Origin of the sequence: Nocardiopsis terrae, from assembly GCF_014651695.1 — a bacterium.
Taxonomy (GTDB): domain Bacteria; phylum Actinomycetota; class Actinomycetes; order Streptosporangiales; family Streptosporangiaceae; genus Nocardiopsis; species Nocardiopsis terrae.
The window spans coordinates 437,738-451,827 of record NZ_BMXJ01000007.1 but is presented as its reverse complement, the minus strand read 5'-3'; the positions used below and the strand labels follow the sequence as shown (position 1 = coordinate 451,827).

The 14,090-nt window shown below is 69.9% G+C and carries 10 protein-coding genes; 3 read left to right on the top strand and 7 right to left on the bottom strand.

Annotated features, from left to right (window positions below):
- Window positions 1–12: 12 nt before the first annotated feature.
- The 5 genes from IE195_RS21890 to IE195_RS21870 all read right to left on the bottom strand — a co-directional run bounded on the left by IE195_RS21890 (window position 13) and on the right by IE195_RS21870 (window position 6,493).
- Window positions 13–1,410 carry an NAD-dependent malic enzyme gene (locus IE195_RS21890; protein ID WP_191274585.1) on the bottom strand — a complete coding sequence of 466 codons (1,398 nt, stop codon included), beginning with the start codon at window positions 1,408–1,410 and terminating at the stop codon, window positions 13–15.
- A 358-nt stretch (window positions 1,411–1,768) separates the two neighbouring features.
- The gene (locus IE195_RS21885; protein ID WP_191274583.1) at window positions 1,769–2,527 is read right to left on the bottom strand and encodes a cytidylate kinase-like family protein; all 759 of its coding nucleotides are present in this window, start codon (window positions 2,525–2,527) and stop codon (window positions 1,769–1,771) included.
- Between the two features lie 197 nt (window positions 2,528–2,724).
- On the bottom strand, window positions 2,725–3,672 hold the full coding sequence (locus tag IE195_RS21880) for a tetratricopeptide repeat protein (RefSeq protein WP_191274582.1): 948 nt from the start codon (window positions 3,670–3,672) through the stop codon (window positions 2,725–2,727).
- 485 nt (window positions 3,673–4,157) lie between these two features.
- Window positions 4,158–5,888, bottom strand: coding sequence for a coenzyme B12-dependent isobutyryl-CoA mutase large subunit (icmA, locus tag IE195_RS21875; protein WP_191274579.1), 1,731 nt, complete (start codon window positions 5,886–5,888; stop codon window positions 4,158–4,160).
- Window positions 5,889–5,965: 77 nt separating this feature from the next.
- Window positions 5,966–6,493 carry a MarR family winged helix-turn-helix transcriptional regulator gene (locus IE195_RS21870; protein WP_191274724.1) on the bottom strand — a complete coding sequence of 176 codons (528 nt, stop codon included), beginning with the start codon at window positions 6,491–6,493 and terminating at the stop codon, window positions 5,966–5,968.
- A 457-nt stretch (window positions 6,494–6,950) separates the two neighbouring features.
- On the opposite strand from IE195_RS21870, the gene IE195_RS21865 reads away from it, so the two are divergent.
- Together IE195_RS21865 and IE195_RS21860 are read left to right on the top strand one after the other, a co-directional pair.
- Complete coding sequence (locus tag IE195_RS21865; protein WP_191274722.1) at window positions 6,951–8,864, top strand: glycoside hydrolase family 18 chitinase; 1,914 nt, start codon at window positions 6,951–6,953, stop codon at window positions 8,862–8,864.
- A gap of 322 nt (window positions 8,865–9,186) precedes the next feature.
- Complete coding sequence (locus IE195_RS21860) at window positions 9,187–10,857, top strand: glycosyl hydrolase family 18 protein (protein WP_191274577.1); 1,671 nt, start codon at window positions 9,187–9,189, stop codon at window positions 10,855–10,857.
- Between the two features lie 142 nt (window positions 10,858–10,999).
- Here IE195_RS21860 and meaB read toward each other — a convergent pair whose 3' ends face one another.
- Window positions 11,000–11,959, bottom strand: coding sequence for a methylmalonyl Co-A mutase-associated GTPase MeaB (gene meaB / locus IE195_RS21855; RefSeq protein WP_191274575.1), 960 nt, complete (start codon window positions 11,957–11,959; stop codon window positions 11,000–11,002).
- Window positions 11,960–12,104: 145 nt separating this feature from the next.
- A complete protein-coding gene (locus IE195_RS21850; RefSeq protein ID WP_191274573.1) occupies window positions 12,105–13,292 on the bottom strand; it encodes an acetyl-CoA C-acetyltransferase in 1,188 nt (395 codons plus the stop codon).
- 85 nt (window positions 13,293–13,377) lie between these two features.
- Here IE195_RS21850 and mce point away from each other — a divergent pair, with 85 nt between their 5' ends.
- Window positions 13,378–13,836: a methylmalonyl-CoA epimerase gene (gene mce, locus IE195_RS21845; protein ID WP_191274571.1), complete on the top strand. Its 459-nt coding sequence runs from the start codon at window positions 13,378–13,380 to the stop codon at window positions 13,834–13,836.
- The last annotated feature ends 254 nt before the right edge of the window (window positions 13,837–14,090 follow it).

Here is a 14,090-nt window from a genome sequence, read left to right as displayed (position 1 = left end):
TTTCGCGGAACCCTACTCGGCCGAGCCCCGCTGGGCCACATCGCGGACGGCGGTGGCCACGTGGTTGGACAGCTCCGGGTGGAAGACGCTCGGGATGATGTAGTTCGGCCCCAGTTCGGCCTCGGTGACCACGTCGGCGAGGGCCACCGCGGCGGCGACCATCATGTCGGAGGTGACGTGGTGGCTCTGGGCGTCCAGCAGGCCGCGGAAGAAACCGGGGAAGACCAGGACGTTGTTGATCTGGTTCGGGTAGTCGCTGCGGCCGGTGGCGACCACACCCGCGTGCAGGTGCGCGACCTCCGGGTCGACCTCCGGGTCCGGGTTGGCCAGCGCGAAGATGATCGAGTCCTCGTTCATCCGGGCGATGTCCTCGCCGCTGAGCAGGTTCGGGGCGGAGACGCCGATGAAGACGTCGGCTCCGGCCACCGAGCCCTTGAGGTCACCGCTGTAACCCTCGGGGTTGGTGTTCTCCGCGATCCAGCGCAGGCTGCTGTCCAGGTCCTCACGGCCCGTGTGCACGGCCCCGTGGATGTCGCTGACGATGACGTCGCGCGCACCGGCGTGCATGAGCAGTTTGAGGATGGCGGTGCCGGCCGCGCCCGCGCCGGACATGGCGATGCGGACCTCGGACAGCTTCTTGTTGACCACGCGCAGGGCGTTGCGCAGGGCGGCGAGCACCACGATGGCGGTGCCGTGCTGGTCGTCATGGAAGACGGGGATGTCCAGCAGTTCGCGCAGACGGGCCTCGACCTCGAAGCAGCGCGGGGCGGAGATGTCCTCCAGGTTGATGCCGCCGAAGCCGGGGGCGAGCAGCTGGACGGTGCGCACGATCTCGTCGACGTCCTGGGTGTCCAGGGCGATGGGCCACGCGTCGATGTCGGCGAAGCGTTTGAACAGGGCGGCTTTGCCCTCCATGACGGGCATGGCGGCCTCGGGGCCGATGTTGCCCAGGCCGAGGACGGCCGAGCCGTCCGTGACCACGGCGACGCTGTTGCGCTTGATGGTCAGGCGGCGGGCGTCGTCCTTGTTCGCCGCGATGGCCTGGGAGACGCGGGCCACGCCGGGGGTGTAGGCCATGGAGAGCTCGTCGCGGTTGCGCAGGGGCACCTTGGACTTCATCTCGATCTTGCCGCCGAGGTGCATGAGGAAGGTGCGGTCGCTGACCTTGTGGACCGCGACGCCCTCGACCGCGCCGAGGGCGTCGACGATGGCCTGGGCGTGCTCGGTGTCGCGGGCGGCGCAGGTGACGTCGATGCGGATGCGCTCATGCCCAGCGGCCGCCACGTCCAGAGCCGTGATCATGCCGCCGACCTGCTCCACCGCGTTGGTGAGGCTGCCGACAGCGCTGCCTCCGGCGTCCAGTTCGAGACGGACGGTGATGGAGTACGAAACGCTGGGAAGGGTGGCCACGTATTGCTCCTTGGCTTTTGCTGATGTCATGCGTCCGCGGGGCACACCGGCGGCCCCTCCCGTGGACGTACGGGCCGACGTCGGGACTCTCCACCGGGGGTCGGGCGAACGGCCCTGCACTCCGTGGCCTGGCCCGGCGGGACCTCGTCGGCGCCTGCGCGCCGTTCGGACCCGGGTCCGCGACGGTCACGCGTCCAGCCGCGGGACACCCGGTCATCGGGTGTTCCACGCGGACCTCGGCCATGGGTCGGGGGCTGTACACGAGAACCCAAGACCGAGTCGCCTCACCTTACCCGAGTCAAGGGAGCAGCGTCAGCACAAGGCGACAATTAACGCATTCGGAAAAATTCGCATAAATTCATGCACCGTCAGAGGTGTCCGAACGGTGAACCCGCCCCGGCCCCTCGGCCCGATCGGCCGCAGCGCGCACCACCACGTCGGCGCAGGCGTCGGTGGAGAGCGCAGTGGAGTCCACCACCAGGTGGTAGTGGCGGGGGTCCGCGGGGTCCGCACGGTAGAAGCGGCGCACGTAGGCGGCCCGGGCCCGGTCGTTGTCGTCCAGGAGCCGGGGAGTGGGCGGGGCGGGGCCCCGGCCGTGGCCGCCGCACTCCCGGCGGTCCCCCGCGTCCCAGAGGCTCCGGGCCCTGCGCAGGCGCGCCTGCCGGTCCCCGTCCAGCCGGACGTGGAGGGCACCCGGGTGGTCGGCCAGGACCACCGCGGCGGCCCGCCCCAGGACCACGCCGCCGGTGCGTGCGACGTCCCGGATGACGCGTTCGGTCTGCTCGACGAACTCGTGATCGTAGAGGAGCCGCCCCTCCTCGTTCGTGGTGCCGATGAAGGCGGTGTCCACGCTGCCCAGCGTGACGGTGGGCAGGCGGGCAGCGCTGGCGAGGAGCCGTTCGAGACCGCCCGGGGCACGGTCATCGCGCTGGAGTGCCTCATCGAGGGAGCAGCCGATCTCCGCGGCCACGGCGCTGGGCACCGCGCGGTCGAGGAAGGGGACGTTGAGCCGGGCGGCCACGGCGGGGCCGATCACGCTTCCTCCGGCTCCGAAGGTCGCCGAGATCGTGACCACGGGGTCACCGCCGTGCGCGCGTGGGGCGTCGTTCGTCGACATGGGCACCTACCGGGTTCGCCGCGGGCCGGTGGACCGCTGTTGCGGATCTCCTACCCGGCGCCGGCGGCGCTACCCCCGCGATCTTCAAACCGGTAAATACGTGATGTTTTGCTACACACGAGGCGACTTAGTGAGCTTCGTGGATTTTCGTGAGAAAAGCCCCGGAACGACCCGTGCGGGTCGTTCCGGGCTCGGGATCAGAACAGCGCCGAGGTGAGTTTGCGGCGGGCCGCGTTCACTCGGGGGTCGGCCGCGGGCAGCAGGTCGAAGAGGGACAGCAGGTGTTCACGGGCCCTGTCGCGGTCCCCGTCCGCGGTCTGCTTGACCGTCCGGATGAGCCGGTCGAAGGCCTCCTCGAAGTTGCCGCCGTACATGTCGATGTCGGCGACGGTGATCTGCGCGTCCACGTCCGTGGGGTCCTCGGCCGCGGCCTGGCGCACGGCGGGGCCGTCCACGTCCTGGAGGCGGCCGATCAGGCGGACCTGGGCGAGTTTGGCCTTGAGCTCGGGGTTCTTGGGGTCGGCCCCGAGAGCCTTCTCGAACACCGCCGCGGCGGCGTCGAAGTCGCCGCGTTCCAGGGCGGCCTGGGCTTCCGCGCCCACCGGGTCGGACTCGGGCTCCGCCTCGGGTTCCTCCTCGGGCGCCTCGGAGGGGTCGCCGTCCACCGTGCCGGGGTGGCCGGGGGGCAGCATGCCCTGCTGGGCGAGGGCGGTGAAGACCTGGGTCAGGCCCTCACGCAGCTGCTCCTCGGTGGCCGGGCCCTGCATCAGGGGCATGACCTGCCCCTGGACCGCGATGATGATCGTGGGGGTCCCGGAGACGCGGAGCGCCTGCACCAGCTGCGGGCTGGCGTCACCGTCGACCTTGGCCAGGATCCAGTTGCCGCCGGAGCCCTTGGAGAGCTTGTCGAGGGCCGCCTCGACCTGCTTGGACTGCTCGGACCAGCTCGCCAACACCGCCAGCACCACCGGGGCGGCCATCGACCGCTCCAGCACCTGCTGGAAGTTGGACTCGTCGACGTGGACGGAGTAGGGATTGGTTCGACCGGCCGACTCCTCGGCGCGCTGCTTGGCCTCACGCTCCAAGGCCGCCTTGCGCGCCCCGAGGTCAACCGCACTGTTCGGTGAAAAGTCCGAAGGCTGCATACTCCCTATCCTGCCGCATCCCGGGCAGGCTCGGAGACCACACGGAGATGACGCCCCGCTCACACCGGTCACGGGGAGCACACGTTCCCCTCCACCCCAGCCGCAGGGGTACGACCGTCTCACTCACCCCGGCCGCTGGGGCGAGCTGACCGCTCGCCCCAGCCAAAAGGCTGTTCCTGCCCGTCCACCCCAGCCACGGGGAAGCACCCTCCCGCTCACCTTCACCCCAGGGGGTGCCCCTACCTGCTCACCTTCACCCCAGGGGGTGCCCCTACCTGCTCACCTTCACCCCAGGGGGTGCCCCTACCTGCTCACCTTCACCCCAGGGGGTGTTCTTTCGTTCGGGCGCCGGGGAGGGTTCTGCAGGAGGAGTCAAGCCGCCAGCGAGGAACGAGCCAGGCGTGGACGAGTCCGAAGAATCCCTCCGCAAAGGCGCCGAACACGGGCCGAAGCGAAGCGGAGGCCCCAAGCAAACACAGCCCCCATCAGAACTGCGGATCCTCGGTGTAGGTGCCGAACTCCTCTCCCATCGCGGCGCAGATCTCGCCGAGGGTGGCCTCGGCGCGGGCGGCGTCCATGATGAGCGGGATGAGGTTGCCGTCGTCGGCGCGGACTCCTTCGAGGAGGCGGTCCAGGGCCCGGTCGACGGTGGCCTTGTCGCGTGTGGAGCGTCGTTCGGTGAGGGCGCGCTTCTGTTCGCGTTCGACCTCGTGGCTGATCTTGAGGATGTCCAGTTCGCCGGAGACGGTGTTGGTGTGGCAGTTGACACCGACGATGCGCTTGTCGCCCTTCTCCAGGGCCTGCTGGTACTGGAAGGCGGACTCGGCGATCTCGGAGCTGAAGTAGCCGTTGTCGATCCCGGCGAGGATCCCGGAGGTCATCGGGCCGATGTTGTGTTCGGCTTCCTCTCCTCCGCCCATGTGCAGGATGCGCGCGAAGATCCGTTCGGCCTCGGCCTCGATCTCGTCCGTGAGGGCCTCCACGTACCAGGAGCCGCCGAGGGGGTCGGCGACGTTGACGACGCCGGTCTCCTCCATGAGGACCTGCTGGGTGCGCAGGGCGATCTCGGCGGACTGTTCGGTGGGCAGTGCCAGGGTCTCGTCCAGGGCGTTGGTGTGCAGCGAGTTGGTGCCGCCGAGCACCGCGGACAGTGCTTCCACAGCGGTGCGCACCACGTTGTTGTAGGGCTGTTGGGCGGTGAGGGAGACCCCCGCGGTCTGGGTGTGGAACCGTAGCCACTGGGCCTTCTCCGTCGTGGCCCCGTAGGTGTCGCGGATCCAGCGGGCCCAGATCCGGCGGGCCGCGCGGAACTTGGCGATCTCCTCGAAGAAGTCGATGTGGGCGTCGAAGAAGAAGGACAGCCCGGGCGCGAAGCGGTCGATGTCCAGGCCCCTGGAGAGGCCGAGCTCGACGTAACCGAACCCGTCGGCCAGGGTGTAGGCCAGTTCCTGCGCGGCCGTGGCGCCGGCTTCCCGGATGTGGTAGCCGGAGACCGAGAGGGGTTTGAAGGCGGGGATGTGCTCCGCGCAGTACTCCATCAGGTCGCCGATGAGGCGCAGGTGGGGCTCGGGCGGGTACAGCCACTCCTTCTGGGCGATGTACTCCTTGAAGATGTCGGTCTGGAGCGTGCCGTTGAGCGTGCCGATGTCCACGCCCTGCCGTTCGGCGGCGACGAGGTACATGCAGAAGGCCGGGATGGCCGGGCCGCTGATGGTCATGGACGTGGTGGTCTCACCGAGGGGGATGCCCTCGAAGAGCAGGTCCATGTCGGCGACCGAGTCGATCGCGACTCCGCAGTGGCCGACCTCGCCGAGGGCGTGCTCGGAGTCGGAGTCGTATCCCATGAGCGTGGGCATGTCGAAGGCCACGGAGAGTCCGCCGCCGCCCTGGGCCAGGATCATCTTGTAGCGCTCGTTGGTCTGGCGGGCGTTGCCGAATCCGGCGAACTGGCGGATGGTCCAGGCGCGGCCGCGGTAGCCGGTGGGGTGGAGGCCGCGGGTGTAGGGGTACTCGCCGGGCCAGCCGATCCGTTCGAAGCCGGGGACCTCGGCGTCCGGGGCGGGCCCGTAGACGGGTTCGAGCGGGCGCCCGGACAGGGAGGTGAAGTCGGCGTCGCGTTTGCGGGCGGAGTCGTAGCGGCGCTGCCAGCGGTCGCGTCCTGCTTCGATCTCCCGGGCCCCGGCGTCGTTGGTGGGGTCGCCTGTGGTGTTCGACATACCAAGATAGTAGGACGTCCAACTAAATATGTACAGAAGGGGCGCCCGTGGCACTGACGCGGCCGGAAGGGCCGAGTTCAGCCGCGCTCCGCCGCCTCGGCGGCCGGAACCGGGGCCGGAAAGTCACCGAAGTCCACCCGGAGCCGGGTGAACATCTCGTGCATACGCCAGAGTTCCTCGTCGGAGTAGCAGCCCAGGCCGAAGTCCATGCCCAGGAGCGCCTGGGTGGCCTCCTCAGTGACCTCGCGCCCGGCGCCGGTGATCTCCGCCAGCACGCCGCGGCCGTCGCTCGGGTTGGGGCGGCGGAGCACCAGGCCCTGCCCCTCCAACCGGTCGATGGTGTTGGTGACGCTGGTGGGGTGCACCATCAGGCGCTCACCGATCTTGCCCAACGGCAGTGAGCCGGAGGAGCTGAAGGTGAGCAGTACCAGCGCCTCGTACCGGGCGAAGGTCAGACCGAACGGCTTGAGGGCACCGTCCAGTTCGCCGATGAGGATCTGCTGCGCGCGCATGAGCGAGGTGACCGCCGCCATGGCGGACGAGGCACCCCATCTCTGACTCCAGTTGTCGTGAGCGCGCTCGATCGGGTCGAACGGAAGGTTCAAAGGGTTTCCCACGCCGTCACTCTAGGCCGTCTTCCGCGAACCCTGAACGGCGTTCGGGTATTGCATACTCAGCCCCTTCCGTCAAGAGGGTTCGGATGGCCACAAGGGGACAACCTCCGGCCGCGGCGACTGGTCCGCCCCGCGACCTCGGAAACGCCACTGGTTGGGCGACCCGCACGGATCGCGGGCGAAAAACGTCCGACGGAACTCATTGACGGACCCAGAAACTATTAGTTAAGTTTCCTAAAAATTTATCCCCCCACGTCAGAGGCTCTGAATGGCCCGTACTCGGTCCCGCTCACCGCCCCCGAACCCGCTTCCTGTGCAACCTCCCGCTCCGTCTGCGCCCCAGCGCCGACGGTCGGCATCCCTCCCCCACTGCCGCTCACGCACCAGGAGAACTCGCAACGTGAGAACCCCACGCCCCCGGACCCGGCTCGCGGCACTGTTCGCCGTGATGATCGCCGTCCCCCTCGCACTGACGCCCGGCACCGCCTCCGCGGACACCTCCGACGTCACCGTCACCTACGTCGAGTCCAGCCGCTGGGAGAGCGGCTACGGCGGCCAGCTCACCATCGACAACGCCGCCGACACCGCTCTCACCGACTGGGCCGTCGAGTTCACGCTCCCCTCGGGCAGCACCATCACCAGCCTGTGGAACGCCCAGCACTCCGAGTCCGGCGGCACGCACACCGTCACCGCGCCCTCGTGGGGAGCCCCGGTCCCCGCCGGAGGCACCTACACCGTCGGGTGGAACGGGACCCACTCCGGCGGCGGCACCGCCCCGGAGAACTGCCTCGTCAACGGGAACCCCTGCTCGGGGGAGCCCGGCGAGCAGGACGACGAGCCGCCCACGGCCCCCGGCGGGCTGACCGCCACCGGCGTCACCGCGAACTCGGTGTCGCTGTCCTGGGAGGCCGCCGCAGACAACGTCGCCCTGGCCGGGTACGAGGTCCTCTCCGAGGGCGAGGTGGTCCGCGCGGTCGGCGCCGACGCCCTGAGCGCTGACGTGAGCGGTCTGGCCCCCGAGACCGGGTACACGTTCACCGTCCGCGCCTACGACACCTCCAACAACCGCGGTCCGGAGAGCGCACCGGTCACCGCGACCACGGAGAAGGACGACGGCGGCGGGCCCACCGACCCGCCCGGGGAGCGCAGGGTCGCCTACTTCACCCAGTGGGGCATCTACGACCGCGGTTACCTCGTGAACAACATGGAGACCTCGGGCACCGCCGAGAAGCTCACCCACGTCAACTACGCCTTCGGCAACATCAACGAGGGCGGCGAGTGCTTCATGGCCAACCAGCTGGGCCAGGGCGACGCCTGGGCCGACTACGGGCGGTCCTTCAGCGCCGACCAGAGCGTGGACGGGGTCGGGGACACCTGGGCCCAGGACCTGCGCGGCAACTTCAACCAGCTGAGGAAGCTCAAGGAGGAGCACCCGGACCTGAAGGTCAACATCTCGCTGGGCGGCTGGACCTGGTCGGAGCACTTCTCCGACGCCGCGCTCACCCCCGAGTCCCGCGAGCGCGTGGTCTCCTCCTGCATCGACCTGTACCTGCGCGGGAACCTGCCGACCTTCGACGGCGCGGGCGGCCCCGGTTCGGCCAACGGCGTCTTCGACGGCATCGACCTGGACTGGGAGTGGCCCGGTTCCGCGGGGCACGAGCACAACACGGTTCGCCCCGAGGACCGGGAGAACTTCACCGCCCTGGTCCAGGAGTTCCGTGACCAGCTGGACGACCTGGAGACCGAGGCCGGGCGCGAGTTCGAACTGACCGCGTTCCTGCCCGCCGACCCGGAGAAGATCGAGCTGGGCTTCGAGATGGACCAGCTCATGCCCAACTTCGACTTCGTCACCGTGCAGGGGTACGACTACCACGGCGCCTGGGAGGAGAACACCAACCACCAGTCCAACCTGCTGGAGCACCCCGACGACCCGGGGCCGGACGTCTTCTCCACCGAGACGACCGTGCAGGCCTACCTCGACCGCGGCGTCGACCCGGCCGACATGGTGCTCGGGCTGCCCTTCTACAGCCGTGGCTGGACGGGCGTGGAGCCCGGCCCGAACGGTGACGGCCTCTTCCAGGGGAGCACCGGCCCCGCGCCCGGAAGCTACGAGGCCGGGATCGAGGACTGGAAGGTCATCAAGGACCTGCCCGGCTTCGAACTGCACCGCGACGACGCCTCGGGCACGGCGTGGCTCTACGACGGCGAGACCTTCTGGACCTACGACGACGAGATCGCGTTGGCGCAGAAGACCGACTGGGCGATGGACAACGGCCTCGGCGGGGTCATGATCTGGTCGATCGACGGCGACGACGCGAACGGCAGCCTGATGAACGCCGTGGACACCGCCCTCACCCAGTAACCCTTCCGCACCACCAACCGCACGAGAAGAAGGAGCCCCGGCTGACCCAGCCGGGGCTCTTACCTTTCCGGCAACTCTCGTGTCAAGGCTTTCCCGTGGCCACAAGGGGACAGCCCCGTCCGCGACCCACTGGTCCGGCCCGTCAGCTCGACAGGTCCGCCCCGGAAGCGTTCGACGCCCCCGGAACCCGGCACGGGAACGCGGAAACCCCCCGGTAGGCGTTGACGGCACCCGTAATTATTAGTTAAGTTTCCTAAAAATTTATCCCCCCACGTCAGGGCCGCGCACTCGGGCCCTCGACCCCCTCAGGAGAACTCGCGACGTGAGCTCACGACGACTCAGAAACCGGCTGGCGGTGCTGGCCGCCGCCGCGCTGGTGGCACCGCTCGCCCTGTTCGTGTCCCCGGCGGCCGCCGAGGAGACCGACGCCGCCGACCTCACGGTGACCTACGTGGAGTCGGCCCGCTGGAACACCGGCTACACCGGCGAGATCACCGTCCACAACGCCTCCGGGACCGACCTCACCGACTGGACCCTCGAATTCGACCTCCCCGAGGGCAGCCGGATCCACGAACTGTGGAACGCCGCCCTGGAGGGGTCCGCCGAGGACGGCTACACCGTGACCCCGCCGCGCTGGGGCGCCGTGGTCCCCGCGGGCGGCACCTACGAGTTCGGGTTCAACGGCGTCCACACCGACGGCAACAGCCACCTGCTCGACTGCACCGTCAACGGCTCCCCCTGCGCCGGTGAGCCCGACGAGGGCCCGCAGCACGGGGACCTCAGCGTCGCCTACTTCACCCAGTGGGGCGTCCAGGAGCGCGACTACCACGTCCGCGACCTCGTCGACTCGGGCAGCGCCGAGAAGCTCACGCACATCAACTACGCCTTCGGCAACGTCGGCTCCGACGGCGAGTGCTTCATGACCAACGAGCCCGACCAGGGCGACGCCCGCGCCGACTACGGCCGGGCCGTTCCCGCCTCGGAGAGCGTCGACGGCGCCGCCGACGGCCCGGACCAGCCCCTGCGCGGCAACTTCAACCAGCTCCGCAAACTGAAGGAGCGGTACCCGAACCTGGCCGTCAGCGTCTCGCTGGGCGGCTGGAACTGGTCCGAGCACTTCTCCGACGCCGCGCTCACCCCCGAGTCCCGCGAGCGCATGGTCTCCTCCTGCATCGACCTGTACCTGCGCGGGGACCTGCCCGTCATCGACGGCGCGGGCGGCGAGGGCGTGGCCTACGGCGTCTTCGACGGCATCGACCTGGACTGGGAGTGGCCCGCCACCAGCGGCAACCCGCACAACGTCGTCCGCCCCGAGGACCGGGAGAACTTCACCGCCCTGGTCCGGGAGTTCCGCGAGCAGCTCGACGAACTCGGGGAGGAGACCGGCCGCCACTTCGAGCTCAGCTCGTTCATGCCCGCCGGCCCCTGGCGCATCGACACCGGCTACGAGCTGGACGAGATCATGCCCGACCTCGACTTCATCACCGTCCAGGGGTACGACTACCACGGCACCTGGGAGGACAGCACCAACCACCAGTCCAACCTGGTCGCGGACCCGCGTGACCCGGGCGCCGTGATCTCCACCGAGACGACCGTGCAGGCCTACCTCGACCGCGGCGTCGACCCCCGCAAGATCGTCCTGGGCGTGCCCTTCTACGGCCAGGGCTGGACCGGTGTGGAACCCGGCCCCGAAGACGACGGGCTCTTCCAGCCCGCTACCGGGCCGGCTTCCGGCACCTACGCCGACGGCACCGAGGAGTACCGGAACCTGAAGGAGCTGACCGGCTTCGACCTGTACCGCGACGACGACCTCGGCACGGCCTGGCTCTACGACGGCGAGACCTTCTGGACCTACGACGACGAGACCGCCATGACCCAGAAGACCGACTGGGTGACCGGCAACGGCCTCGGCGGGGTCATGATCTGGTCGATCGACGGCGACGACGCGAACGGCAGCCTGATGAACGCCATCGACGCGGCGCTCGGCGGCTAGGGCCACAGACCCCCGCCCGGGCTCCGGCCCGGGCGGGAACGACGGCGTCGGTGCTCTGATCCGGGGAGCACCGCCGTCCGGGCCGGGGCGGACCGACGTGCGACGGTCCGCCCCGGCCACCCTTTTCCAGGGATACCGCCGGTCAGGCTTCCGGGTCCGCGCCCAACTCCCGCAGCAGCAGGTCGGCGGCGGCGTAGGGGTCGCGCCCACCCGCGGCCACCTCGCGGGCCAGCCCGTCCAGGCCGCTGTCGGCGCCGACCCCGCCCATCCGGGCGCGCAGCAGGTCGAGCACGATCGCCTGCACCTCGTCGCGGGCGCGTGCTCGGCGCCGCTCACCGAGCTCCCCGGACTTCTCCAGGTGCGCGAAGTGCTCCTCGACCCGGTCCCAGAGCTCGCCCACCCCCTCGTCCCGGGCGGCGACCGTCATCACGATCGGCGGCTTCCACTCCTCGTCGGTGCGGTCCTTCATCGCGATCATCTGGCGCAGTTCGCGCAGGGTCACCTTGGCGCCGTCCCGGTCGGCCTTGTTCACCGCGAACACGTCGGCGACCTCCAGCACGCCGGCCTTGGCCGCCTGCACCGAATCGCCCATGCCCGGCGCGCACAGCACGACGGTCGTGTCCGCCTGCCCGGCGATCTCCACCTCCGCCTGGCCCACACCGACCGTTTCCACGAGGATCACGTCGAACCCGGCGGCGTCCAGCACCCGCAGCGCGTGCGGGGTCGCCCACGACAGGCCGCCCAGGTGTCCGCGGTTGGCCATGGACCTGATGTACACCCCCGGGTCGGTGGCGTGCTCCTGCATCCGTACCCGGTCACCGAGCAGGGCGCCGCCGGTGAAGGGCGAGGAGGGGTCCACCGCCAGGACCGCGACCGAGAGCCCCCTGGCCCGCACCGCGCGCACCACGGCGTTCGTGGTGGTGGACTTGCCCACCCCCGGGGAACCGGTGAACCCGACCACCCGGGCCCGGCCGGTGTGGGGCGCCAGCCCCGCCATGATCTCGCGCAGTTCGGCGGCACCGTTCTCGACCAGGGTGATCGCGCGGGCCAGCGCCCTGCGGTCACCCCCGCGAACCCGTTCGACCAACTGGGGGGCTTTCATGCGACTCCTCGATTTTGACGAGCAGATAGAGACAGGGCGGGGGCTTGTGGCCCCCGCCCGTACGTTCTCACCCGTGGCCGGTCCGCGCACGGACCGGGGTGGTGTCCGCGTCCGCCGCGCCGCCACACCACGGTGCCTGCTGGAACTACTCGGCGGGCACCGTGAACAGCAGGGCGTCGCCCTGGCCGCCGCCGCCGCACAGGGCGGCCGCGCCGAGCCCGCCGCCGCGGCGGCGCAGCTCGTGGACCAGGTGCAGGGCGATACGGGCACCGGAGGCACCGATCGGGTGACCGATCGCGATGGCGCCGCCGTCGACGTTGACGATGTCCTCCGAGACTCCGAGGTCCTTGGTGGACTGGATGCCGACCGCGGCGAAGGCCTCGTTGATCTCGATCAGGTCCAGGTCCTCGACCGACCTGCCCGCCTTGGCCAGCGCGTGCCTGATCGCGTTGGAGGGCTGGGAGTGCAGCGAGTTGTCCGGGCCCGCGACGTTCCCGTGCGCGCCGATCTCGGCGAGGACCGGAACTCCGAGCTCCTCGGCCTTGGCCCTGCTCATCACGACCACCGCGGCGGCGCCGTCGGAGATCTGCGAGGAGGAACCCGCGGTGATGGTGCCGTCGCGGTCGAAGGCCGGGCGCAGCTTGCCCAGGCTCTCGGCGGTGGTGTCGGGGCGGACGCCCTCGTCGGCGGAGAACACGACCGGGTCGCCCTTGCGCTGCGGAATCTCGACGGGGACGATCTCCTCGTCGAACCGCCCCTCGGCGGCCGCGGCGGCGGCGCGCTGGTGTGAGCGGGCGGCGAAGGCGTCCTGCTCGGGGCGCTCGATACCGAGCTTGCCGTTGTGGCGCTCGGTGGAGGCGCCCATCGAGTCACCCTCGAAGGCGTCGGTGAGGCCGTCGTGCGCGGTGGCGTCCAGGACCTCGACGGAGCCGTACTTGTAGCCCTTGCGTGCGTTCGGCAGCAGGTGCGGGGCGTTGGTCATGGACTCCATGCCGCCCGCGACCACGACGTCGAACTCACCAGCGCGGATGAGCTGGTCGGCCAGGGCGATGGCGTCCAGGCCCGACAGGCAGACCTTGTTGATGGTCACGGACGGGACGTCCATGGGGATGCCCGCCTTGACCGCGGCCTGGCGGGACGGGATCTGTCCGGCGCCGGCCTGCAGGACCTGTCCCATGACCACGTATCCGACCTGTTCGCCGCTGATACCGGCACGCTCCAGCGCGGCCTTGATCGCGAAGCCGCCCAGGTCTGCGGCGGAGAACCCGGCGAGGGAGCCGAGGAGTCGGCCGGTGGGGGTCCGGGCCCCACCGACGATGACGGAACCGGACATCTTAACTGGCCTCCAAGTGATGGGTGACGCACCTGGTCTGCAACGATACCCACACAGATCACACCGACGTTCGGGAGGTTCCCCAGTGAGTGCCGCACCCAGCCCCACCGGCCCGTTCTCCGGGCTGACCCGACTGGACCACGTGGGGATCGCCTGCCGCGACCTCGACGCCTCCATCGAGTTCTACCGGACGACGTACGGCTTCGAGGTCGAGCACGAGGAGGTCAACGAGGAGCAGGGCGTCCGCGAGGCGATGCTCCGGATCAACGGCACGGACGACGGCGGCGCCACTTTTCTGCAACTCCTGGAACCGACCCGGGAGGACTCCCCGGTGGCCAAGTTCCTGGCCCGCAACGGGGAGGGCGTGCACCACATCGCCTTCGGCACCTCCGACGTGGCCGCGAGCGCGGCCGGGGTCGGGGAGAGGGGCGTGCGGGTGCTGGACCCCGAGCCCCGCACCGGAACCGCGGGATCACAGATCGTCTTCCTGCACCCGAAGGACTGTGGCGGGGTCCTCACCGAGTTGGTACAAAGCGCCCACTGAGGGTGGCCGGAACACCCGACCAGCGCGAACAACGTCACGGGGACGTTCCGGACACATCACAGCTTGAGTTCCCCCGGTATGGCTGACCACAGGCACCGCCGGAAGTTACCCGAAACCCCCTTCCCAGGGGTTCCACGCTTGATAAAGTCGGCTAGCTGCCGGATGTACTTTTCTTCCGGCGTGATCCATGTCTTGCAGTCCGGTTCGTGAGCCGGGTCGGCCGCACCCTCCGTGTCCACCGCACCAGGGCGACC

Excerpts from the sequence above, each read along its gene's own strand:
- IE195_RS21885 (WP_191274583.1), bottom strand. The coding sequence starts at position 2,527 with ATGTCGACGAACGACGCCCCACGCGCGCACGGCGGTGACCCCGTGGTC.
- IE195_RS21880 (WP_191274582.1), bottom strand. The coding sequence starts at position 3,672 with ATGCAGCCTTCGGACTTTTCACCGAACAGTGCGGTTGACCTCGGGGCG.
- icmA (WP_191274579.1), bottom strand. The coding sequence starts at position 5,888 with ATGTCGAACACCACAGGCGACCCCACCAACGACGCCGGGGCCCGGGAG.
- IE195_RS21865 (WP_191274722.1), top strand. The coding sequence starts at position 6,951 with ATGATCGCCGTCCCCCTCGCACTGACGCCCGGCACCGCCTCCGCGGAC.
- meaB (WP_191274575.1), bottom strand. The coding sequence starts at position 11,959 with ATGAAAGCCCCCCAGTTGGTCGAACGGGTTCGCGGGGGTGACCGCAGG.
- IE195_RS21850 (WP_191274573.1), bottom strand. The coding sequence starts at position 13,292 with ATGTCCGGTTCCGTCATCGTCGGTGGGGCCCGGACCCCCACCGGCCGA.